The sequence below is a fragment of the Bradyrhizobium huanghuaihaiense genome, assembly GCF_007830635.1.
In the GTDB taxonomy this organism is placed as follows: Bacteria; Pseudomonadota; Alphaproteobacteria; order Rhizobiales; family Xanthobacteraceae; genus Bradyrhizobium; species Bradyrhizobium huanghuaihaiense.
Genome location: NZ_VLLA01000039.1, coordinates 1 through 20,387, shown reverse-complemented (window position 1 = coordinate 20,387; position 20,387 = coordinate 1). Strand labels below are relative to the sequence as shown.

The 20,387-nt window shown below is 61.5% G+C and carries 30 protein-coding genes; 13 read left to right on the top strand and 17 right to left on the bottom strand.

What is annotated here, in order from left to right; all coding sequences use genetic code 11:
* The 12 genes from IQ16_RS40265 to IQ16_RS40210 form a co-directional block, all read right to left on the bottom strand.
* A complete protein-coding gene (locus IQ16_RS40265; RefSeq protein ID WP_038967783.1) occupies positions 1–354 on the bottom strand; it encodes a head-tail joining protein in 354 nt (117 codons plus the stop codon).
* Positions 354–797 (bottom strand): hypothetical protein, encoded by a 444-nt coding sequence (locus IQ16_RS40260; RefSeq protein WP_038967782.1) that lies wholly within the window; start codon positions 795–797, stop codon positions 354–356. Before IQ16_RS40260 ends, IQ16_RS40265 begins: the two co-directional genes overlap by 1 nt.
* A 1-nt stretch (position 798) precedes the next feature.
* Positions 799–1,947, bottom strand: coding sequence for a major capsid protein (locus IQ16_RS40255; protein ID WP_244441997.1), 1,149 nt, complete (start codon positions 1,945–1,947; stop codon positions 799–801).
* Complete coding sequence (locus IQ16_RS40250; protein WP_038967780.1) at positions 1,898–2,260, bottom strand: head decoration protein; 363 nt, start codon at positions 2,258–2,260, stop codon at positions 1,898–1,900. Before IQ16_RS40250 ends, IQ16_RS40255 begins: the two co-directional genes overlap by 50 nt.
* Positions 2,261–2,271: 11 nt before the next feature.
* On the bottom strand, positions 2,272–3,513 hold the full coding sequence (locus tag IQ16_RS40245; RefSeq protein ID WP_244636051.1) for a S49 family peptidase: 1,242 nt from the start codon (positions 3,511–3,513) through the stop codon (positions 2,272–2,274).
* Between the two features lie 83 nt (positions 3,514–3,596).
* Positions 3,597–5,207: a phage portal protein gene (locus IQ16_RS40240; protein ID WP_244441996.1), complete on the bottom strand. Its 1,611-nt coding sequence runs from the start codon at positions 5,205–5,207 to the stop codon at positions 3,597–3,599.
* Positions 5,204–5,410, bottom strand: coding sequence for a DUF6148 family protein (locus IQ16_RS40235; RefSeq protein ID WP_028181390.1), 207 nt, complete (start codon positions 5,408–5,410; stop codon positions 5,204–5,206). The genes IQ16_RS40240 and IQ16_RS40235 overlap by 4 nt, the downstream gene beginning before the upstream one ends.
* A 52-nt stretch (positions 5,411–5,462) precedes the next feature.
* Positions 5,463–5,735 (bottom strand): helix-turn-helix domain-containing protein, encoded by a 273-nt coding sequence (locus IQ16_RS40230; protein ID WP_028181391.1) that lies wholly within the window; start codon positions 5,733–5,735, stop codon positions 5,463–5,465.
* Positions 5,736–5,750: 15 nt separating this feature from the next.
* Positions 5,751–7,697 (bottom strand): phage terminase large subunit family protein, encoded by a 1,947-nt coding sequence (locus IQ16_RS40225; protein WP_028181392.1) that lies wholly within the window; start codon positions 7,695–7,697, stop codon positions 5,751–5,753.
* Positions 7,698–7,868: 171 nt separating this feature from the next.
* Positions 7,869–8,447, bottom strand: a complete 579-nt coding sequence (locus IQ16_RS40220) for a terminase small subunit (RefSeq protein WP_038967777.1) — start codon at positions 8,445–8,447, stop codon at positions 7,869–7,871.
* A 2-nt stretch (positions 8,448–8,449) separates the two neighbouring features.
* A complete protein-coding gene (locus tag IQ16_RS40215; RefSeq protein WP_038967776.1) occupies positions 8,450–9,031 on the bottom strand; it encodes a P-loop nucleotide/nucleoside kinase family protein in 582 nt (193 codons plus the stop codon).
* Positions 9,028–9,660, bottom strand: a complete 633-nt coding sequence (locus tag IQ16_RS40210; protein WP_038967775.1) for a hypothetical protein — start codon at positions 9,658–9,660, stop codon at positions 9,028–9,030. Before IQ16_RS40210 ends, IQ16_RS40215 begins: the two co-directional genes overlap by 4 nt.
* A gap of 964 nt (positions 9,661–10,624) precedes the next feature.
* Here IQ16_RS40210 and IQ16_RS40205 point away from each other — a divergent pair.
* Positions 10,625–11,719 (top strand): hypothetical protein, encoded by a 1,095-nt coding sequence (locus IQ16_RS40205; RefSeq protein ID WP_143279769.1) that lies wholly within the window; start codon positions 10,625–10,627, stop codon positions 11,717–11,719.
* On the opposite strand, the gene IQ16_RS40200 is transcribed toward IQ16_RS40205, so the two are convergent.
* From IQ16_RS40200 to IQ16_RS40180, 5 genes are all read right to left on the bottom strand, one after another.
* Complete coding sequence (locus IQ16_RS40200) at positions 11,666–11,959, bottom strand: hypothetical protein (RefSeq protein ID WP_143279770.1); 294 nt, start codon at positions 11,957–11,959, stop codon at positions 11,666–11,668. The two genes, IQ16_RS40205 and IQ16_RS40200, sit on opposite strands and share 54 nt — an antisense overlap.
* Before the next feature lie 100 nt (positions 11,960–12,059).
* The gene (locus IQ16_RS40195; protein WP_038945756.1) at positions 12,060–12,701 is read right to left on the bottom strand and encodes a hypothetical protein; all 642 of its coding nucleotides are present in this window, start codon (positions 12,699–12,701) and stop codon (positions 12,060–12,062) included.
* Positions 12,701–13,078, bottom strand: a complete 378-nt coding sequence (locus IQ16_RS40190) for a VRR-NUC domain-containing protein (protein ID WP_038945757.1) — start codon at positions 13,076–13,078, stop codon at positions 12,701–12,703. The genes IQ16_RS40195 and IQ16_RS40190 overlap by 1 nt, the downstream gene beginning before the upstream one ends.
* Positions 13,079–13,205: 127 nt before the next feature.
* The gene (locus IQ16_RS40185) at positions 13,206–14,096 is read right to left on the bottom strand and encodes a DUF2971 domain-containing protein (protein ID WP_038945758.1); all 891 of its coding nucleotides are present in this window, start codon (positions 14,094–14,096) and stop codon (positions 13,206–13,208) included.
* Between the two features lie 669 nt (positions 14,097–14,765).
* Positions 14,766–15,632 carry a hypothetical protein gene (locus IQ16_RS40180; RefSeq protein WP_038967772.1) on the bottom strand — a complete coding sequence of 289 codons (867 nt, stop codon included), beginning with the start codon at positions 15,630–15,632 and terminating at the stop codon, positions 14,766–14,768.
* Positions 15,633–16,128: 496 nt separating this feature from the next.
* On the opposite strand from IQ16_RS40180, the gene IQ16_RS40175 reads away from it, so the two are divergent.
* The 12 genes from IQ16_RS40175 to IQ16_RS40120 all read left to right on the top strand — a co-directional run.
* Positions 16,129–16,515, top strand: coding sequence for a hypothetical protein (locus IQ16_RS40175; protein ID WP_038967771.1), 387 nt, complete (start codon positions 16,129–16,131; stop codon positions 16,513–16,515).
* An 11-nt stretch (positions 16,516–16,526) separates the two neighbouring features.
* A complete protein-coding gene (locus IQ16_RS40170; protein ID WP_028153904.1) occupies positions 16,527–16,790 on the top strand; it encodes a hypothetical protein in 264 nt (87 codons plus the stop codon).
* 75 nt (positions 16,791–16,865) lie between these two features.
* Positions 16,866–17,288: a hypothetical protein gene (locus IQ16_RS40165; protein WP_145832157.1), complete on the top strand. Its 423-nt coding sequence runs from the start codon at positions 16,866–16,868 to the stop codon at positions 17,286–17,288.
* A gap of 3 nt (positions 17,289–17,291) precedes the next feature.
* Positions 17,292–17,552, top strand: coding sequence for a hypothetical protein (locus tag IQ16_RS40160; RefSeq protein ID WP_028153906.1), 261 nt, complete (start codon positions 17,292–17,294; stop codon positions 17,550–17,552).
* A complete protein-coding gene (locus tag IQ16_RS40155; protein ID WP_028153907.1) occupies positions 17,549–17,806 on the top strand; it encodes a hypothetical protein in 258 nt (85 codons plus the stop codon). Before IQ16_RS40160 ends, IQ16_RS40155 begins: the two co-directional genes overlap by 4 nt.
* On the top strand, positions 17,793–18,044 hold the full coding sequence (locus IQ16_RS40150) for a hypothetical protein (RefSeq protein WP_028153908.1): 252 nt from the start codon (positions 17,793–17,795) through the stop codon (positions 18,042–18,044). The genes IQ16_RS40155 and IQ16_RS40150 overlap by 14 nt, the downstream gene beginning before the upstream one ends.
* Positions 18,044–18,250 (top strand): hypothetical protein, encoded by a 207-nt coding sequence (locus IQ16_RS40145; protein WP_038967769.1) that lies wholly within the window; start codon positions 18,044–18,046, stop codon positions 18,248–18,250. Before IQ16_RS40150 ends, IQ16_RS40145 begins: the two co-directional genes overlap by 1 nt.
* A 10-nt stretch (positions 18,251–18,260) precedes the next feature.
* Positions 18,261–18,608, top strand: a complete 348-nt coding sequence (locus IQ16_RS40140; RefSeq protein ID WP_028153910.1) for an HNH endonuclease signature motif containing protein — start codon at positions 18,261–18,263, stop codon at positions 18,606–18,608.
* Between the two features lie 12 nt (positions 18,609–18,620).
* Positions 18,621–19,031, top strand: a complete 411-nt coding sequence (locus tag IQ16_RS40135) for a lytic transglycosylase domain-containing protein (protein WP_049832012.1) — start codon at positions 18,621–18,623, stop codon at positions 19,029–19,031.
* 136 nt (positions 19,032–19,167) lie between these two features.
* Positions 19,168–19,584, top strand: a complete 417-nt coding sequence (locus IQ16_RS40130; RefSeq protein WP_028153911.1) for a hypothetical protein — start codon at positions 19,168–19,170, stop codon at positions 19,582–19,584.
* A gap of 107 nt (positions 19,585–19,691) precedes the next feature.
* Positions 19,692–19,943, top strand: coding sequence for a hypothetical protein (locus IQ16_RS46120; RefSeq protein ID WP_038952982.1), 252 nt, complete (start codon positions 19,692–19,694; stop codon positions 19,941–19,943).
* Between the two features lie 147 nt (positions 19,944–20,090).
* The coding region (locus IQ16_RS40120) for a helix-turn-helix domain-containing protein (RefSeq protein ID WP_145632531.1) at positions 20,091–20,387 on the top strand (297 nt) is incomplete at its 3' end.

Below are 20,387 nucleotides of genomic sequence, written 5' to 3'. Positions count from 1 at the left end.
TCAGTCGTTCGCCATGAGCAAGAGCAAGGTCAGGCCGGTGCCGTCCGGTCGCTTGTCCTCGATCCGATATTCTTGGCCCTTGATCGTCAGCTTCTCGCCCTTGCGACCGCCCTTGTTGAGGTCGGACGTGCGGCAGAGAAACGTCGGGCCGGATGACGTGACGCTCGCGCCCATCTGCATTTGGAATTGCGTCCCGTTCCAACGGTTCGGATTCAAATTGCTGCCTTCGTCGTCGAACTGGCCGGGGATATCCTTCGGCTCGACGGCTGGATCGCGGCTCACATAAGACGCCTCAACCCCGAACTCGTCGGGGTTGAGGAAGATCAGCAGATCGTTGTCGGTCTCGACCGGCATCAGACGCCCGATGCGCGCAATGCCAGAGCAGCGTCGATCTCTTCGTCGGTGATGTCGAACCCGACGATCTCTTCAATCGGCTTCTGCTTCGGCTTGCCCTGACGATGACCGGACTTGAAGAAGTCCTTCTTTTCGTCGAGCAGGTCGATTGCGGACGCGATGTCCACGACGCGAGTGCTCGCGCCGTCCGTCTGATGCGAGGCGGGAGGGACTTCATCAGCGGACGGCGCGTCGCCGGGGGCATCACCGGCGGACTCGAGGCCAGCGAGCGTGCTGGCGGAATCCAGAGCAATCTCGGCCACGGCCGAAACCCGGTTCTGATCGAGAACGACGCGAGCAGGCCCGAGGGCTTTCGCTTCGTTCTCGGTCATTTCGAGCGGCGTGCCGGGCGGAATATACCGCCCGTCACGCTTGATCGTTACGAGGCCGCGATACAACGGCATCTCACTTCACCTTCGCGCCCAGAGTGCCGTTCACGCGGTAGGGCGCGATCAGCGGTGCGGACTGGCCGAGGATGTACCGCACGGACGGGTCCTCTTCCTCCCAGGACTTCACGAAGAAGTCGCGGGGCTGGATACCGGCCTTGAGGTCCATGATCGCGCCGAAGTGCCGGACGCCCTCGATCTCACGCGAGGCCATGACGATCTCGCCAGCCGGGAGCACGTCCTTCTCGACGTTGTCGAGCGGATCGACGTACTTGTCCGCGTGAACCCACAAACGGTAGTCGCCGAACTGAGCGACCAGACGGATGCCGGGGGTGATCAGGATCGGGCCGAGCGAGGCGCGAGCCGATTCCAGAGTCGCGGCGGTCATGTCGATCTGAAGACGCATCGCCTTAGCGACCGCATCGGAGTCGGGACCGGCCAGCTTGGCGCGGATGGTCTTCCACACGTCGCTCGCCATGATCACGTCACGGCAGGTCAGGGACGAATGATCGAAGATCATCTGGCCCCAATCTTCGATGTCGTCGAGCGGGTTGACGGCGGCGTTGTCCCACTTGTCGGTGCCGGTCAGGACGATGCTCAGTTCGGCATCGCGACCGAAGTCAACAAGCTGCTCGGGATAGTCGTCGCCCTTCAGGACGAGCTTGCCGGTACGCAGCACTTCGGCCGACATGACTTCCAGGCGGCGGGTCCACATATCCAACTGCTCGCTCACGGCGAAGCCGATGGACGCAGCAAGACGCTGCTCGGGCGACAGGGAGCCGCCGATCTTCTCGCCTGCGCGGCGCTTGAACTGGCCGCTCGGCTTGAAGACGCGCTTGTCCTTGATGTAGGCCGGGGCGAGCGACTGAGTCTTGTAGCCCTTCTCGCGGATCACCTTGCCCGCGACGATGGGCGAGACAAGCGGCGAGATCAGGCGACGACCCTTCACCGAGTCAAACTTGATGTCTTCGGTGTTGGAGGTCTCGGCGGTCGTGAAGAACGTGTTGAGGAAGAACGCCGGGTTGAGCGGCAGTTCCTCGACAACACGGTTGAGGGCGGTGGTCGAAAAGAGGTCCATAGTGAGGGCTTCCCGTTTGCTTTCTTCGAGGTTGTCTCGGTTAGCCCATCGGCTTAACGAGCCAGATCGACTTCGTGCGGAAGACCGCATCCACCGATCCGAGGGTGTGTCCGGCGCCGAGGATCAGCTTTTCCTGATCGACTTCGCCAGCGATGTAGACGATGGCCTCCACGTCGGCGGAGCTCGCATCGACCTGCTCACTGAGGATCGCGTCGGGGACCTGCGAGCCGTCGTTCGCCGCGAGGATCGACTTGAGGTACTTCTTGTCGGCAGTGACCTGACCGAGCACAGTGCCACGGCCCAGGACGCCAGCGCCGGACTTGATCGTCACCTTGCGGGCGCGGTGGTGGCCGAGCATGAGCATGCTCGGGACGTATGCGCCTTCGTTCTCAAACTTCGCCACCTTGCGGCTCCTTAGTTGCCGGACGCGAGCTTCATCGCGCCGAGAATTGCGTTGACAGCGGCTTCGTCGCCCTGCGCCTTTTCCTGACCGCTCGACGGGGCGACGCCAGAGTTGGCTTCGGTGTCCGTCTTGATGTCAGCGGCGCGCTCGGTGCGCTTGGCCTTTTCAGCGGTTACGATCATGGCCGAGAACTCGTGAGCCGAAGAGCCCGTTTCGATAGCCTTTGCGGCGGCGGCCTCGTAACCGGGAAGGGTCAGGCCCATGATCTCGGTGACGCGCTTCCGCTCGACGACGACCGGATCGCTCGCGGCGGCGGCGGCTGCGGCGGCTTCTTCGTCGGCCTTCGCCTTGGCTTCGGCTTCGGCCTTTGCCTTGGCTTCGTTCTCGGCCTGCACTTCAGCGCGAATCTGCGCTGCGAATGCAGCCTTCTCTTCGTCGGTCATCTTGACTTCTCCACTTTGGCCGGTCGCGGCCGGGTTAAAACCGAAGGAAGCCTTCGGACTTTCGCCGCGAGCCAAGCTCGCGAGAACCTGTTCGAACGTCGCAACGCCATCGGCCATCGCGGCATCGACAGCCGCTTGGCCGATCAGAACATCGCCCTGCCCGAAACGTTCGAGTGCGTGTTCGACGCTCACGCCGCGATACTTCGCGACCGTCTCGACGAACACGGCGGCCATTGCGTCAACGCGCGCTTGCACGCGGTCGCGGCCTTCCTGGGTGTTGATGTCCACGCGCTTGTAGGGCGACTGCGAAGACACGAACTCGATGGTCTTGATGCCGCGCGCCGCGTCCTGCGCAGACGTGTCTCGATAGCCCGCCACGACGCCCATGGAGCCGAGCGCGGCGGTCGGCCCGATAATGAACTCGTCCGACGCGGTGCCCAACCAGAACGCAGCGGAGGCCGCCTGATCGCCTGCATACGTGACGATGGGCTTCTTGCCGCGCACTTCGTTGATCGCCGTGGCAAGCTCCGCAACGCCAGCGGCCTCGCCCCCAGGCGAATGAATGTTGAGCAGGATCGAGCGAATGGACGCATTGTCCATCGCGGCCTGAAGGTCGCGGCGCACGGTCTCGTAAGCAGTCGCGCCGCAGAACGTGGTCATGAGATTGGCGCGCTTGAACAAGGGGCCAGCCACGTCGATCACTGCGACGTTGCCGCGCCGCGTCGCGCGCTCGGACCGCTCAAGCTCTTGGCCGCGATAGGCTTCGAGCATCTGCGGCGTGATCTGACTCTCGCGCGCGGCGATCTCCATGACCTGACGCAGAGCCCCCTCTTCCATGGCCCAATTGGCCGTGAGAGCGGCGTCGAAGATCAGCGGGTTGCGGACGTTGATGGTCATTGCTTCTTCTCGGCCTTCTTAGGCTTGGGCTTGTCGGTGCCGTCGCCCTTCTGTTCGATGTCTTCGTTGACGCGAGACCCCATGCCGGACGGCGCGAGAACTTCGGGTTCGAGCTTCGCCGCCGCGCGAGCGGTGTGCTCGCGTGCGCGCTGCGCCGTGGTCTGCTCGAAGTCGTCGCCACCGCGCTCGATGATGACCTGCTCGATGGTGCGAGCGCCCAGGTTGACGGCTTCGGTCTCGGCCTTCCATTCCTTGAGCGGGTCGAGGATGATCCGCGCGGGGCCGATCCACTGAGCGCCGAGCCACGCCGCGCGCTTGACGGGATCATTGAAGAAGCCGGGCGCGTCGATCAGACCAGCGTTGATCGCATCCGTCAGGAACCACTCGTAAACGGGCGCGCAGAAGTTGCGGACGAGCCAAGTGCGGCGGTCGCGGAAGAACTGCGCGGCCATTTCCAGAGATGCCCTCGACGCGCTGTAGCTCGCCGTGAAGTGCATCATGAGCAGTTCGAACGGGATGGACAGAGCGACGCCGATCTGCCTCACGACCGATTGAAAGAACGGGTCGAAGTTCGCAGTGTTCGCGGGCTGCGCAGTCTGAATCTCTTCGTCGGTGCCGATATCGACGATGGTGCCCGGCCCCATGGTCACGTCGTTCGCGCCCATCCCAGGAAGGCCAGACGTGGCGCCAGCAAAGCCGTCGTCGCCCGAGGTCTTCAGGAAGACGGTGAAGAACGAAGACACGACGGCCTTCATCAACTCGGCTTCGCTGTAGCGGTCGAGTTGCTTCAGGATTTCGATGACCGGAGCGAGCGCAGGAATGCCACGGTTCAGGCCGGGGCGCATGCGCTCGAAGATATGGAGCACCATCTGCTCGCCCGACTTCTTGCCGAAGGCCGGGATTTCGGTGAAGCCGTTGACCGTATAGGTCTGGCGCTCGCCGGGGTGTTCGTTCAGGACGATGTAAGCGACCGGAGCGCCGTCTTCGTCGATCCTGACGCCGTCACGGATCAGGTACTCGCCTTCCAACTCGCTCGGGGTGGCGACGCGGTCGGCCTCGATCACGTTGAGCGCGAGCGGCACGACGGCGTTGGGGCGCTTCGGCGTCCGGCGCAACACGAAGGTGTCACCGGATTCGAAGACGGCACTGAAAACGAGGCCCTGAAGCTCATAGAAGTTCTGCGTGAGCGTGATGTCGCAGAGCTTCGACTGCGCCCAAAGGTCAAACAGCGTCTCGGACTTGCGCTCCCACAACTCGGCGGCTTCCGGCGACATGCCGAGCAGCTTCGGGTTCAGCTTCGAGCGCACGCGCAGGCCGGAGCCAACAACGTTGCTCTTCGAGGTCTGCCTTGCGCCGGTGGCGATGGGATTGTTGCGGCCGAGATCGCGCGAGCGGCTGCGCAGCGCGGGAAGATCGCCCAAAGTGTCGGAGTCGGCCGAGCCGGGATGGGTCCTCCACGCCTTCAGGGCGGCGCGGTTCGAGCGCGCACCGGCGTATTGGCCCATGTAGTTGAGCGAGAGGCGCGCATGGTAGCGGCGCGTCGCGAAGTTCGGTGCGACGCCCGCCAGGAAGCGGTCCATAAGGGTCGGTGCGACGGGCTTAATCACAGCGGGATCACCCGCTGGGTACGAATGCCGCCGCGCTTGGCCCGAGCGGCCTGCTTTTCGAGGCGTTGAGCGCGCTGATCGAGTTGGCGCAGATCGGCGCGCCAAAGCTCACGATCCTTGATCGTGTAACGCTGACCGTTCTGCTCGACCGTGTTGATCGAGTTTAGGGTCTCTTCAAGCTGCTCTTCGACGGTCTTTGCCATGCCCCGAAGCTACGGGACATGGATCGTTCGAGAGAGATCGTTCCGATCTCCCTTAGCGCGCTCGCTTTGGAGCGTCCTTGAAGATCACGACATCGTCAGGCGGCACTCCACCGGCGAGATAGATGCGCAAAAGCATCTCGATAGTGCCGGAAACGGCCGACTTGCCCTTCTCCATGTTGTAGACGTGGTCGGTGCCGTGGTCTTCGGAGAGCCCCAGGGCGCGCACGAGCTCTTGGGCCGTCAGCGGGGCACCGCCGGGCTTCCACATCTTGCCCAGGGCGGTACGGGCGGCGCGGACATCGTCCTTGGTCATCATGCTCTTCATCTAGCCGCTCAATCCTTAACTTTCAACGCCACGGCTGCGGACGCGACGCCTCCCAGGAACGGCTTGGGGAGCCGCAGGGGTCGGTTCTTCGCGCACGACGGGCATTTGCGGAGCAGCATTCAGCGCGTTCGCCGCTGCCGCTCGCAGAGCCATCAAACGACGCTCCATGTTGATGCCGAGCGAGAGCCGCGCCGCGATATTGTAGACGCGGAGATCGAGCGGTTCGTTGCGCTGATGGACCTTGTGCCATTCCTTCGTCACGAAGCCGCGCCTATCGGTCTTCAGCACCGCTTTTTCGGCGGTCAGGCCCTCGAAGAACTTCTTGTCATAGTTTTCGAGCAGCGGGTAATGGCAGTAGCCGGGACCGGGCTCCTTCAGTTCGAGCCGCTTGTAGTGCATGTCCTTCGCCTGATCGACACCGAGCACGAAGATCGTGACGTTCTTCGCCTTGTTGACGGTGCCCTTCACCGGCCAGATCGGGCGGCCGGGTCCGCCGATGCCCTTAATAGCGTAGACGCGGCGAGCGATGCGCGGCCGAACGAAGTTGTAGACGTGCTGCGTGAAGTGACCGCCAGAGTCGATGCAGGCCGCCTCCACGCGCATCTCGACGCCGGACGGATGCTTGAACGTTCGCATCAAGGCGTTGTCGATGACCTCCCAAAAGCCGGGGGTGTTCGGCGCGCCATAGTGAACCTTGTAGTCGAGCGACCACGATTCATCGTCCTGGCCCCAACCGCACCACTCGACTTCGGCGCGGTCGTCCTGAATATCGACGGAGCCGGTGATGCAGCCGACGCCGCTCGGCAAGATGATCGCGGCGTCATACTCTTCACGGCGCGCAAAGATCGAGTCGGGGTTGGCTCGCTCGCCGCGCTCTTCCCACGTCTCCGCAAGGCGCGTGTTCACCCAGGTCTTCAGACGCTCGGGGTGCTTCTTCACCAACACGAAGTCACGCGCCATCTCGCCGAGAGCGCGCCACGGCGACGCGATGCGGTTCAAGTGGAAGCCCGCGTGACCCTTCACTTCGGGCCGCGTCGCGATCCACACGCCGCGCTGGATCGCCTTCAGCCGCTCGGCCTCGCTCCATCCGTGGTCGCACAGTTCGCCGGTGTCGGGGTCGCTGTATTCGCAGTGATAGCGTGCCGCCAACGGATCATTATCGGGCCAACGGACCTGCGCCCATCGCAGATGCTGCATGTGCGCGCACTTCGGGCACGGCACGAAGAACCGGCGCTGATCGCTTTCCTCATAGGAGGACTCGATGCGCGACGCGCCCTTGATGGTCGGCGTCGAGACGAGTGCGATCTTGCGATTCCAGAACGTCGTGGTTCGCTCGATTGCGAGCGAGACGGGATCGCCTTCCTTACCGGCGCTCGCCTCATAGCGATCAACTTCGTCGCAGAGCAGAATGCGGATCGGACGCGACGCGAGCGACGCAGGCGAGTTTGCCCCCGCCATAGTGATGTGGCCGCCCGCATACTTCTTGTGAAGGATCGTGTCTTCAGAATCGCGCGCGCTGTTGCCGAGCTTCGCCGAGAGCGGAGGCGTGTCGCGGATCATCGGCGCGAGACGATCCTTCGAGTACGCTTCGGCCATCTGCAACGTCGGTTGCAGGATGAGCATCGGGCAAGGATCGAGATGGACGTGGAAGCCAGCCACGTTGTTGATGACTTCGGTCTTCACCGTCTGCGCCGCGACCATACAGGTGATGATCTCGATCTCGGGATCGGCGAAGGCATCCATGATGCCGCGCGACGGCTCGACGCGCGCAGTAGACCACTTGCCGGGCTCGGAAGACGCTTCCGGCGAGAGCACGCGGTATTCGTCCGCCCATTCGGAGACGGTCAGCTTCGGCGGCGGGCTGAAGCTCTGCGCGATGATCTCGCGAACCTGCGCGCGAAGCCGAGCTTCATACGCGGCATCGTCACTGTATTCATCGACTACGGCGGCGGCGGCGGTCATGCTCAATCCGGCTTGCGCTGATACTCAGGGCAGCGCTGACGTGCGTCGGTCGGCTGCTCGAAGTTGATCGAGGCCGTGCGTTGACAAACGCCGTGCCACTCCCCTTCCCGCTTCCATCCGGTGCAGACTTCGCAACTGTTGGGCGGCCACTTCATCCACGAAGGCTTAAACTCACTCGTCATTTTCTTCTTCGTCTTGCTCGATGTGTTCGACCGGCGGCTCGACGTGAGGCTCTTCCTCGACGGGCTCCGTGGTCATCTTGATTTCGTTCAGTGCTTCGAGGATCAGCCGCTCAACTTCGTTGACCAGCTTCTTCGTGCCTTCAGGCGCGCCCACTTCGAGTTGAATGGCGGGCCGGAGCTTGGATGGGATGCCGAGCAGCCGCGCGCGTGCGTTGGCGATTTCGTTCGAGAGCACCCTGACGATCATTTGGATGGGGCGAACAAGCTCCATCTTCGTCGCCAATTCCAACTCGGACAGTTTCGCCTTCGCGATCTCATTGCGGAGGCGCGCCTTGTCGATGGTGATCTCTTCGCCGCCTTCCTTCAGCGTCGCGGCCGTATGCGCCTTGCGCTCTGCACGTTCGCGCGCGAGCAGCCACTTCAGCACGTCTTCGGTGTCGAACTCGAACTGCTTGCCACGGCCGCCGTGCGACTTGACCGGCATCCCGTTCTCGACCCATGCGGAGATCGTCGGCAGCGAATAGCCGAAGATGTCCGCAAGCTCTTGTCGGTTGACGGTCTTGCCCATGATCAGTCGATCACGTTCAGCCGGTCGGTCCGCGCCGCCAGATCGGCGACGACGATGTCCATCTGCCGGAAGGTGGACGCCATATCGCCCTGGTAGTTCATGACGGAGCGATGGGCCTTTACTTCGGCCTGCGCCTGCTCGGTGCGGTGTTCCTGGGGGATCAGGCCGGGGCGAACGATCTCGATCACCCAACCGCCCATGCGGTCGATAGCCTCGCCCTCATTGCCGTGGCGCACGTCCTCGAACACGACGCGTTTCGGCGCGCCCATGTAGAGCTTGTCGGTCTCCGTCCCGATCCAGAACTCGGAGCCCATCCAATCGCGGCCCCAATGACCGCCCAGCCCTTCCATTGCATGGCGCGGCGACTTGCCGCCCAGCCAGGGCGTCGGCAGTTCCTTGAGATCGCCGTCGATCATGCGCTCGATGGTGGCTTCGTCGCAGCGCCGGTAGCGCAGGTAGGCGCGCAGCATGTCCTTCAGCGCGCCAGCGAACCGGCCGCGTACAAAGCCGTGATTTTCGATGAGATGGCGGGCCACGGTGGTTTTGCCGGACCCGATAAGGCCCTTGAGGCCGATAACGATCATGCTGCGATTGCTCCGATTTGGAGCGTTACGGTCTCAGACCGGATGTTGTCGTTCGAGGCCGTTCCGGTATCCCCATCGTCATCGAGCCCCGCCCAGGGGTCGAAAGGCAGCGCGTCGGCTGCCCCGTACTCGCCGCCGAGCCGCGTCTTGACCATGTGGCAGTTGGCGCAAAGAACCTGCGCGTTGTCGGTCTTCCCGCTCAAAATCTCACGGCAGAACGCAGCGGAGTCGTGCGCCTTGATGCCGTTGGTGCGTCGCTTCACAGGCTTGATGTGATCAAGCTGCAAACAGAGCATGTCGTCGTGGCCGCACCACGCGCATCGCCCTCCGAGAAAACTGATCGCGTTGGCCCGCAACTGAGCGCGTCCGCGTTGATCGATATTGCCTTCCTCGATCTCCCTCTTAACGGCGATCACAGCCTCGACATTGCTGCGGAACAGCCGCGTGACCAGACAAGCGAGCGACTGTTTCTTCAGGTATGACCGGAGGCACGCCTTCTCGTTTTTTTCGGCCCGCTTGGCTGGATTCCGGCGGTAGTAATCGGCAATCCAGGTCGCAGCCTGCCGCTTCTGCTCGTCAGTACGCACCGGCCGCCTGTTGCGGACCACCCTCTTTCTGATCTCTTCCACTTCGCCTCTCCCGCGATGAGGCGATACGGTCTCAATCGGTATTGTTTCTTTCGAGCGTGTTTCGGTCTCCCTTCCGCCTCGCCGGACCGGCGACGGACCAAAACATCAATTTCGCCTTTGGAAATTGCCAACCGGATGTTTTCCGGGGGCAGGCCGGGGGGGGGTGGAACCCCCTGCTCTACAACCGATCCGAGAACAGAAAGTCACTTTTGAAATTTTATATCTGCCAGGGGTCAGTGGTCGCGCGTCACCCGAATGGGGGAAGGGCCCTGGAAGGACCCAGTTACAATCTGTGAGATGTTCGAAGCTGGCAGCAGGTGCGAGAAGCTAGATCATGGGGAAGACGCTGACTCCTAGCGATGTCGGTTCCCAGGCTGGCCTTTGCGACCGCTGCGAGACATCTCTACGTCAGGTTCTAGAAAGCTTGCCGCAGTAGGGGACCTACGCAGGTAATCTTGAACACGAGGCTGACATGGACCGGCAGAACTTCGATCCATCTAATGTGCCAGCTGGGTCGCTAGCGCGGCACGCCGTTTCGGAAGAGCCGCAGGCGGGCCAAGCCGGTCAATTTGAGCAGCACGTGGCGCAGGCAAGCCAGGCCGCTTACGTTGCCAGCGGGCACCGGTCCCCAGCGAAGCACGCATGTAACGATGTCCAACAATCCCTTGGCGAAAGGACGGATGCAAGCGCCGGGAGCAATCTCCTGCAAAGCGAAGGGGTCCTTATCAATCATGAGCGTGACGCGGCTCAATCGAGAGCAGCGAAGAGACGGAGGACGCTGCCCGATCTTGAAGAGGTTGTGATATACCGACAGTCAAGCGCGAACGCCGCTTCGGGAGAAAGTAGCGGTGCGCCGCGGGTTGCCTCAACAGGCGTTAGAATCCGGGGGCATTCGGACGAGCGGCCTCTTTATGCCGAGGATGCTGCCCTCCTGAGGCTTGAGCACGCCCTCATGGAGGGCGGCATGAGTAGCAGAACGGCGCATGAGCATGGAAGCCGCCTGATTGATTATAGCCGTTGGCTGTTCGAAAATAACCGACCGAGCATTGTTGCTCGGCTGGACAGCAAGTCGCTGATCGACGACGGCGCCATACACAAGTACACTGGAGGGCGTAGTGCGATTCTCCTTAAATCCATAGATCATTTCCGGACCTTTCGGGCGACAGGAAGACCCGTCGTGCGTGCAGTGCGCCGTAGCGCTGAGCGCAATCATTCCTTCCAGAACGCGCTCATCAACCCCGAAACCGCGGTGCAGATGAAACCGCAGCGCATTGACGACACCGTTGGCAGCAGGGGCCATGGCTATCGTGACACCAGTCATTTAGTTTCTCGCGAGGACCCTCCGGGAGTGCTGGATCATCTCGATGAACAAGCCATGCCGTCGGCAGTCTCCGACCCTTCAGAGGAGCTTCAGCGACTGGAAAATCAGTTGCAAGACGAGCGTCACGCACTGGGAGACAATCATCCTGCTCCGTCGTTTTCCATCGATCCGGAAGAGTTTACTTTGGATCGCGAACTGTTCTCTCCAGAGGAGCTTCGGGAATGGCTAGATGATCAACCCGTGCCGTCTCCTTTCATTCAGGAGCAAACCGCATTCCATTCAGAGCACCTCCCGCAAGGGGAGCTTGAGCGAGTGCTGGGTCATCTGGATGATCAAGCGATGCCCTCGGCAGTCTCCGTTCCTTCAGAGGAGCTTCAGCGACTGGAAAAACAGTTGAATGACGAGCTTCACGGACTAGGAGACAAGCATCCTGCTCTGTCGTTCTCCATCGATCCGGAAGAGTTTACTTTTAATCCCGAGCAGTTCTCTCCAGGGGAGCTTCGGCGACTGCTTGATGCCGAATCCGCAGAGGAGCTTCAGGAAAGGCCAGATGATCACCCCGCCCCGTCGGCTTTCATTCAGGAGCAAGCCGCATTCCATTCAGAGCAGCTCCCTCAGGGGGAGCTTCGGCGAGTGCTGGATCATCTGGATGATCAAGCCATGCCGTCGCCAGTCTCCGTTCCTTCAGAGGAGCTTCAGCGACTGGAAAAACAGTTGAATGACGAGCTTCACGGATGACGGGACAATCATGCACTCGATGCGCCATCCACGCATGTAGCGAATAATCGGCGCGACATTGCCTGACACGATCCCGTCGATGACGTCCGCCCCAGCACAGTAATGCGGCGCGCTGATCCTTAGCAGGCCCGAGGTCTTGGTCGAAGGGGCTGACATCGCTGGTATGGCCCTAGTCCGAGTTGTTTGCATTTTCTGCAAAGAGATATCTTGGTCGCTGTGCAGTTCGTCGGTCAGAGCCATGGGGACCGTCGTGCTCAAGATCGCGAAGATCGCGAGCGCGAGTAGAACCGTGCGTCGCCTACGTCCGAGGGGGGTGGGAGTCATTTCGCTCATGGCCCCTCTATCGCGTCGCTGCATTGACCACTGCCCGATAGAAGTGCTGCGGGAAGCGCGCCTGGACGACGCCGGACACGGTCCCGAGGAAATCCCAATGCTCATTGATCGTCGCGCTTCCTTGCAGCACGGCGAGCGTTTGCAGCGGCAGACGCTTCTTCGTGCGACGACGCACGATCAGCACCTTGCCGTTGCTCACGATCTGGAACGTCTTCCGCTTCTGACCGTCCATGCGCTTCAACTGGCGACGCACCACGGTATGCACCGGGGCGCTACCAATCGATCCGTAGGGTTTGATCAGGATGCCGCCGGTGGCGAGACGGCCGCTGCTATTGCGCTTCGGGTGGATCGATAGGGCGTTGTCGGGATACTTCTCCTTGCCCGCACCGATCACATGGCGCTCCATGTACTTGTCGATGCTGCCGACGACTGACGTGAGATTGCCGCCGTTCGCCGGACGAATGCGGATGCCGCTGACCACCCAAGGGCGACGCAGGACGAAGATGCCTGGGATTTGGACGCGCAACGCTTGCTGCGCGTCCTGCGCGGTGAAGGTCAGCGCCTTGGCAGTCGCGGTGTTGATACTGCGATCTCGAAGCTGATCGAGTTGGTCGAGCATCCCCTTCGTGAGCGTGAGCGTGATCTGCACTACAGATAGCTCCGCACGATCCGCTCGACTTCGTCCGCGAGCTCTTCCGGGGTGGCAGCCTTCGCCGTGATCACGATGAAGCCCAGGTCGGTCAGCTTCTTGTGCCGATCCTTCTGATTTTTCGAGCGCGATCCCGTGGGAGTCTTCACTTCGATGCTGAGCAGCACGCCGCCGGTGACATAAACGCGAACGTCGGGCTCGCCCGCCGTAAGGCCCGTTACCTTGGCTTCCATGCGCTCGCGTCGCGAACGCTTCGCTCGGTTCATGTCACCGGCACAGGTGAGCGGATACCCGTCGTCTTCGAGCGCGTGAAGGCGAGCGATGACCGCCGCCTGATAGCGCCACTCAGGGATGTCGTTGACGATGCGAGTTTCCATGCGCGAATGCTCGCGCGGTTGGATGCGCAGGTCGAGACCAGTTCGGCAGCCGCAACGCGTCGCTCGCTTCGGGAAAAAGGGCCATAAAGAGCGCCCCTGAACCAACTCTTCGTAGAAGCACAGGCGTTCAGTCTGCTAGATAGGGTATCGCCGACCGCTTGATCGTGAGACGCATGCTGTGTGAAGCCAATAGAGCGTCCACCGCGCAGGTCTGCTGATGCGCCAAAGCGGGACCAATGATGATTTCCTCGATGCCACAGTTATTGGGGTGCGTGGCTGCATTGTTGATGACGACCTTGTTAAACTGACAGGCACGGTAAGGAACTAAACCGGCTGGTGAGAAGCGCGTCTTTAGTCCAGCGGGCCAGGAAACACCAACCCAAACCAGGCGCCGCTCGCGCTCCTCTTGGAAGTGCCCGTTCTTGAGAACGAGAGCTGTCTTCAGTGCATGCGACCACCATGTCTTGACTTGTGCGCGGGCGCCCTCCGGCTCATCCGTCCCTTCCAACAAGCGGTCGATGAGCAGGGTTACTGCCCCATCAGCCGCCGCTCGTTGGCTCTCTGGGTCATAGAGGACGGGCGTGATATCAAATCCCTGCGCCGCGGCGTTCTTCAAAAGCCAGTCTGCGTTGAATCCGATCGAGAAGCCTTGTCCACGATTGTAGCCTCGCCATTGCGAGAGCAGATCGCCTTTAGACGTCAATGACCCGACGAACCCATGAATTTCGTCACTGTGTTGACGAAACAGTGCGATCGTCTCCCAGGCAAGCGATGAGAGTTCTCTGATTTCGGCGCCGCGACGGTCGAGGGCCTCGATCACGATCTTCCAGCCGTGCTGAAACTCCGACGTGTCGTTGAGGAAGCGGTAGTGTGAGGTCCACAGCGATCTGCTGGCTATGATGCCATGTAAACCTGCGGCGGACGTGTAGTGGTACAAAGGCATTATTTCCTCGAGTTCGGCCTCGTGCTTTGCGACTTCTGCTCCGGGGTCGTACGCGGTAATGTCGGGTCTGATCATGAGATTTCCGCTTGGCCGTCACAACCTAACAATTTGCCCATAAGGCGCATTCTTGTGGACGTCCATCTGGTCTCTCCTCGGAGCACTGAAGCTTCGCAACCTCAGCTCCCCGGTTCAGACCAGATGGACAACCTCCTGAAACACCACACAGCCTACTAATCCTGGCAGGTTCTCCACGCCCCCTCTCCCGGTAAAATCCACTTTATCCTGTGGTGTGACCACCCTCACGGGAAGGCCGGGTGGTTGGCCTGTTGTTGCGAGGCTGACTACTGAAGTTAGCGGCACGTGATAGGGACAGCGCTTTCCGTCCTCCAGCGGTGAGCGTTCAGACTCACGTTGCCGCTAACTTCCCCGGCAGCGTGGGCGCGGTAGGACGTCGTCTGCCGTCAGTGCTAGGGCGCTCGCCGAATGATCCCCCCCGGTCAGCTTCTTCCGCTGCTTGAGGCTGACCGTGGTGAAGTTAGCGGCGCGTGGTAGGGACAGCGCTTCCGACAAGGCGCCGAGTCACGTGCCGCTAACTTGTACTATGGGTCCGAATGGGCATTGACAATCAACACTCCAAACCTTCGCTCGTCGAGCTTTGATCGGCACATCACATCCCTGCGGTCGCAAGCGCTTGCGGTGCTTGCAGCCAACGCGGCTCGCGCGGCCGATCAGCCTATGTGCCTATCAGATCGCTAAGTCGCGACAATAAAGTAGCCGGCCACCCTCGCCGATCACCGGCTCGCCGTACTTGCGCATAAAGTACCGCGTTCCCGTGCGTCCGCGATCCGACATGCGGACCACTGCCGAGTGGATCGCGCCCATGTTCTCGAACATCTCGCCGATCTGCGTGACGCGGTCGCGAGCGATCTTGCCCTTGTTCACGATCTCATAGACGGCAATGCCTGATGCGCCAGCGGCGTCGATGTAGGACATCATGCGCTCTTCGTCGGTCAGGTTCTTCGAGAGCCGGGTCTTCGCCACGGGCTGCACGACGAACTGCTCTGAGCCAGCCATGGCAAGGTCGGGCTGCGTCTGCGCGACGACGGGCATCGTGTGCGGCCTATCGAGCCATAGCGCGTCACGGAGCGCCGCAATGGGGATGGAGGGGTGTTCCTTGGCGAACGTCCGGCAGAGCGCCATCAGGTTCGTCGCCTCGACCGCGATGGCGAAGTTGATCTCGGCCTTGACCGCCTGGTTCTCATTCCATGCCCCGCCGGGATCGCGACTGAGCAACAGCCTGATCTTCAGGAACGTCGGATGCGCCTGGGTGAGGAAGCCCGCCAGTTGCGGGTCGATCAACGGCGGCTGCTCGACTCCCCTCGCCTTCGGCCGACCTCGACCGGGACGCATCGCCGCCGGGAAGACCCTGCCGTGCCCAGCGCGCATCGAGAGCCAGATCATCCGCTTCCGGTGCAGATACCGAGCGATGGCCTCTGCCTCGCTAGGATGGCACGGCAAGGCGTTGGCGAAGCCAACGAAGGACCATCCATCGTCCGGTACGTTGAGGAACGCCGCCTTGGAGTCCCACTGCGACATGACCTTCCTGCGCATCGGATAATATCAACTCCATCCGTCGAAATGACGGACACATCCGTCATCGGGCAAAACATCAACTGCCGGTTAGAGGGGTTTCGCCCCTATATATAGTAGTAACCACCTACAGACATATCTTCTACCGAATATATTACAAGTATATATTACTACTATATATATAGGAGAAACCCTTCAATGGTCGGCCAGAGCCTATCGAAAATGAGGGGTTTAGTTTTGCGACGGTATTCCTCGAAAACCCAACCCCCCCTCAAAAGATAATATGGAGTTGGTGATTTCCATGCGCGAGATCGGCTTGCTCTCAACCGCTGGCTAACCATCGGCCTGCGGCCATCCGTCAACATCCCTATCGAAACCCTTGCTCGACGGATCATCCATCGTGTATCCGTTGATTCCAGCGGACCCGGCCTGATTCAGGCCGGACGGGACGGGAAATCCACACCGCACATCTCCGATCTGAAAACCGCCCTTCGGGGCGAACGGGAGAGCTTTGTCTATGTCTCAGAACTATCCGAACACGCCGGGATCGAAGGGCGGTGGCGCTTCGAAGGACGCCGCCGAGAAGGTCGTCAGCCGGGCAGCGATGCTCCGCATCGCGATCATCGAACTGATGCTCAACGGCTACCGCCTGACGGCGGACGAGATCGCCAAGCAACTGAAGGAAAGCGTCCTCGCGATCCGTCCCCGCGTCTCGGAACTCGTCAAGCTCGGCACGCTCGTCAAGCTGACCGACCGCAAAACGAACATCAGCGGCATGTCGGCTCACGTCCTGCGCCACAAGGACAGCCTGACCGCCGTCGATCTCCCCCAGGCGATCCACGCAAAGCCGCGTCGCTCCGCGCCGCGGGCAATGTACTCCGACCAGAACGCCTTGTTCGGTTGAGGGGGAGCGCCATGAACGCCATCGGCTACGAAGAGGGAATGTTGGTCCGCCGGGCGCTCGGCCTCGAACGCTCGCGCGCCGTCTGCCGCAACCGCGTCGCCGTCCACTCCAACGGCAGCGACATCAAGCTCGCGCAGAGCCTCGCCGACAAGGGCGTGATGATCCGCACCCCGCGCGCCGACTACGGCTCGATGAAGGTCTTCAGCGTCACGCCGGAAGGCGCACGCGCGGTCGGCAAGAAGCTGCCGCCCGACCACACGCCCCTCGCCCACTGACCCCCTCCAACCTGCAAGCGATCCTTGCAGGTTCACCCTCCCATGAAAGCCATCACCATGCTTCGTCTCTTCGCTGTGCTCATCACCGGCGGCTTCGGCCTCGCGCTCGCGCTCGACGCGACTCTCAACGGCTACGCGCCAACCGCCTGCATCTTCACCACCGCCGCCATGATCCTCATGCTCTTCGGTTGGTTCGACCTGCGCGCCTCCATCTCGTCCAAGGCGCACAACGACATCCTTCGCGGCAACATCGACACGCTGATCAAGCTGAACGCCAAGCGCGCGGCCGAAGCGGTGTCGTTCCTTCACGCGCTGATCAACATCCGCGACGGGCTCCGCGAGGGGATGGGGCGCGAGGGGATGATCGAGGTCATCGAAGACGCGCTCGCCGAGCATCACGATCAGGCCACCGCCGCGCAGTTCTGCATCGAGTGGCTGAAGGCTTTGGGCGTTCCGCCGATGGTCTCCGTCGCCGCCCGCGACGGAAAGGCGGTCTGAGTCATGAGCCAGATTCAACCCGGCCTACTCGCGCTCACCCAGGCGTTCGTTGACTGCACCTATGTGCAGCAAGCCGATGCCCGCCAGAAGTCCATGGGCCTCGCCTACGTCTCGGCAGAGCGCACCGACCTCGCTCGCGAGATCGCCGCGTTCACCGAGCGCGCGCAGAACGCACGGATCGCCGAACTCGAAGCGAAGCTGGCCGAGAGCGAGAAGCGCATCAACGCCCTGCGCTCGGCCGTGCGAGCGGAGGGCTACGCATGAGGACGCTCGTCCGACTCCCGATCTCCCAGGCGGCGTTCGCCGAGATCGCCGCCAAGCTGCGTGCCGCTGACTACGGCCACTGCTTTCTGACCACCGGCGAGATCGCGATGGATGGCATCGCGGTCGAGCCCGATCCGAACGCCTTCATGCCGCCGGGCGTCGTCGAGGTTGATCCGAGGCACATCAGCCGCGACCGCTTCCGCGAAATCTATGGACTCGACAACTTGGGGAACGACAACAGTGAAACTCGCTAACTTCAACGCCGTCGCCGAGCTGATCAAGGAACGCGACTACCTGCAAGGATTGCTCGTCCGCATTGGCGCGGAACTGAAGATCACCCTGAAGTCGCCGATGCTCAGCACGCAGGATGTCCGTCCCGATCTGGTCGCGCGCATGCTGCCCGAGATGAAGGCTATCATCGATCAGGGCATCGCCGTCGTTGACGAGAAGCTGGCCGTGCTCGGCGTCTACAGCGACAAGGAAGCCGCGTGATGGCGCGCAACCTGACCAGCGTGGACGTGAAGATCGTCAACCGCACTCGAGCGAACGGCGATCCGTTCGCCGAGTTGCTGCATACCTGGGTCGAAGGCGGCCAGCCCCGCAACGCTCTGTCTCGCGTGCTGTGGCCCGTCGATGACACGCCCCACAACCGCGCCTTCCACATTGCAGCGCTCAAGACGCGGCAGGCGCGCGCTTAGGGCGATCAAAATGAGCACGCGCAGAGACCGGATTCGCGACAAAGTTATGGCTCGCGTCGAGATCGTCGAAGGGCCTCTCGATACGCCGTGCCACTTGTGGACCGGACCAACGTCGGGTAGCAAAGGCAGGGGGAAGGACTACGCGCGCATGTCTCTCGATGGCGGCACCATGGCCGTCCATATCGTGATGTACGTGCTTGAACACGGTCCCATCCCTCCACGCAAGCAACTCGATCATCGCTGCCGGACACGCCGCTGCGTGAATCCGGATCATCTGGAAATGGTAACGCACAAAGAGAATATGCGTCGCCGAGACAAGGCCAATCGCTTCGAGTGTGAAGCCGTAGCGGCCTTTTAGGAGAACGACAACATGAAGTGCCTTCTGAGCGCGGCAGCAATCGCGGCCGTGATGGAAACCTCTTTGCCTGCGCTCGGCTCCGACCTCCGCTCAATCATCGACGCCGCCGCAGACGCCCAGGGCATCCCTCGCGCCCTCGCCCATGCCGTGGTCAAGGTCGAAAGCAACTACAACTGCCATCTTCTCGGAAGCGCAGGCGAGCGCGGGATCATGCAGGTCAAGCCTGTCACTGCCCGCGAGGTCGGTGTTACCGGAGACCTGTTCGACTGCGCCACCGGTGCGCGCGCTGGCATGGCCTACCTTCGCATCGCGATCTCGCGCGGCGGTTCCGGCTGCGATGGCGTGAGTCTCTATCAGCGTGGCGTCTACGCTAAACCGCGTTGCACTGCCTACGGTCGGAAGGTGATGGCAGCGATGCATTAGCGCACCGGCCCGCTGCACTTTCTGCACATCCGTTTCAATACGGAGACATTTTGTCTATGAATTAACCGCGTGTTTCATTGACGGATCATCCGATGAAACATTAAGACATCCAAGCCACGGCGGAAATCGCCGTGACTTGGTCATCACACCAAGAAAAAAGAGTCGGGGGCTGCCCGACAGAAAAGGACCGTTAATCGTGAATAACCGGGGCAACGTGCTCGCGCTTGCATCAGCGTTGAGCGCAGGGGAAGAGGTGACTCTTGGGCCGACCGACATGGCAATGTGCGTCGCAGCGCTCAAGTTCTATGCGAACGAGCACCGCAAGGCGGGTGCCTTGAGGATGATGAAGATTCCGGCGCTAATCGCCGCTGGATTGATCGGGACGATGGCGGTCGGTGGATCATCAATCGGCAACACCGATGTTTCAATGATGGAACTCCCGGCTCCCCACTTCGAGCATTTCGTCCGCCGCACGATCAAACCCCTTCCGCACATCTCGCCTGAGTCGCTTGCGGCTCAACGCATGGCCGCAGCTTTCCCCAATGACGGCTAGTCGTCCACACCCCTTCGAAAAGATCATAGCCCGCTGCGAAGCGGGCTTTTTTATGCGCTCAATCCGAGGTTGTGTTAGCTTCCGGCCCCGGAACTGGAGCATCCTAGATGACCAAGAAGACGACTGAATTGGACAATGTGAAGAAGGCCACCGCCATCATGTTCGCGGCGCTAGTGAAGTCGTTGGAGGATACGGCTCCAGGCCTGAAGGAAGGATTCGTCGCCAACCTCGATACCGCTTACACGAAGATTCGTGAGGACAGCGACGATCTGAACGCACTCGAAACGATCTCATGGACCCGCTCTATGATCACCGGATTCGACATAGTATCCGGCCAAACGAAGCCGTTCTTTGACTAGCCGGATATTGAGGGGCGCATGGGCAATTTGCTTTATCTGATACTGATCGTAGGCTGCGTGATTGCGGGTTGAGGCGGCCTCGAACTTTGGACGATCCCGCTCTAGTACCCACTTTTCTTGGAACGTGAGTCGTGATTCAAGGTCGGGATGATACCCGAAGCAAGAGAAGTCCACCTTTCGAGGAAAGATCGCAAGGTGCTTGAGGCGTGCTGTCGCTCACCGGTGACGTTGCAGCGCGATTTGAAGCGGGCGCGGATAGTTCTGTTGGCGGCGGATGGGCGCAGCACCCGGTCGATCGCCAAGGAAGTTGGGGTCCAGCCGCGGATTGTCAGCCTTTGGCGGCATCGCTATGCCGACCATGGCCTTGAAGGGCTGCAAGACAAGCCGCGGCCTGGCAAGCAGCCGATCTATACGAAGACGACCGACAAGCGGATTCTGAAGCTG

Bases quoted from the DNA above. Each gene is read 5' to 3' on its own strand.
- IQ16_RS40135 (WP_049832012.1), top strand. From the start codon at position 18,621: ATGAAGTGCCTTCTGAGCGCGGCAGCAATCGCGGCCGTGATGGAAACC.
- IQ16_RS40235 (WP_028181390.1), bottom strand. From the start codon at position 5,410: ATGGCAAAGACCGTCGAAGAGCAGCTTGAAGAGACCCTAAACTCGATC.
- IQ16_RS40155 (WP_028153907.1), top strand. From the start codon at position 17,549: ATGAGGACGCTCGTCCGACTCCCGATCTCCCAGGCGGCGTTCGCCGAG.
- IQ16_RS40190 (WP_038945757.1), bottom strand. From the start codon at position 13,078: ATGGAAACTCGCATCGTCAACGACATCCCTGAGTGGCGCTATCAGGCG.
- IQ16_RS40220 (WP_038967777.1), bottom strand. From the start codon at position 8,447: ATGGGCAAGACCGTCAACCGACAAGAGCTTGCGGACATCTTCGGCTAT.
- IQ16_RS40260 (WP_038967782.1), bottom strand. From the start codon at position 797: ATGCCGTTGTATCGCGGCCTCGTAACGATCAAGCGTGACGGGCGGTAT.
- IQ16_RS40200 (WP_143279770.1), bottom strand. From the start codon at position 11,959: ATGGCTCTGACCGACGAACTGCACAGCGACCAAGATATCTCTTTGCAG.
- IQ16_RS40255 (WP_244441997.1), bottom strand. From the start codon at position 1,947: ATGCGGTCTTCCGCACGAAGTCGATCTGGCTCGTTAAGCCGATGGGCT.
- IQ16_RS40265 (WP_038967783.1), bottom strand. From the start codon at position 354: ATGCCGGTCGAGACCGACAACGATCTGCTGATCTTCCTCAACCCCGAC.
- IQ16_RS40160 (WP_028153906.1), top strand. From the start codon at position 17,292: ATGAGCCAGATTCAACCCGGCCTACTCGCGCTCACCCAGGCGTTCGTT.
- IQ16_RS40185 (WP_038945758.1), bottom strand. From the start codon at position 14,096: ATGATCAGACCCGACATTACCGCGTACGACCCCGGAGCAGAAGTCGCA.
- IQ16_RS40175 (WP_038967771.1), top strand. From the start codon at position 16,129: ATGTCTCAGAACTATCCGAACACGCCGGGATCGAAGGGCGGTGGCGCT.
- IQ16_RS40140 (WP_028153910.1), top strand. From the start codon at position 18,261: ATGAGCACGCGCAGAGACCGGATTCGCGACAAAGTTATGGCTCGCGTC.
- IQ16_RS40225 (WP_028181392.1), bottom strand. From the start codon at position 7,697: ATGACCGCCGCCGCCGCCGTAGTCGATGAATACAGTGACGATGCCGCG.
- IQ16_RS46120 (WP_038952982.1), top strand. From the start codon at position 19,692: ATGACCAAGAAGACGACTGAATTGGACAATGTGAAGAAGGCCACCGCC.
- IQ16_RS40230 (WP_028181391.1), bottom strand. From the start codon at position 5,735: ATGAAGAGCATGATGACCAAGGACGATGTCCGCGCCGCCCGTACCGCC.
- IQ16_RS40180 (WP_038967772.1), bottom strand. From the start codon at position 15,632: ATGCGCAGGAAGGTCATGTCGCAGTGGGACTCCAAGGCGGCGTTCCTC.
- IQ16_RS40205 (WP_143279769.1), top strand. From the start codon at position 10,625: ATGAGTAGCAGAACGGCGCATGAGCATGGAAGCCGCCTGATTGATTAT.
- IQ16_RS40245 (WP_244636051.1), bottom strand. From the start codon at position 3,513: ATGGAGATCGCCGCGCGCGAGAGTCAGATCACGCCGCAGATGCTCGAA.
- IQ16_RS40170 (WP_028153904.1), top strand. From the start codon at position 16,527: ATGAACGCCATCGGCTACGAAGAGGGAATGTTGGTCCGCCGGGCGCTC.
- IQ16_RS40215 (WP_038967776.1), bottom strand. From the start codon at position 9,031: ATGATCGTTATCGGCCTCAAGGGCCTTATCGGGTCCGGCAAAACCACC.
- IQ16_RS40145 (WP_038967769.1), top strand. From the start codon at position 18,044: ATGGCGCGCAACCTGACCAGCGTGGACGTGAAGATCGTCAACCGCACT.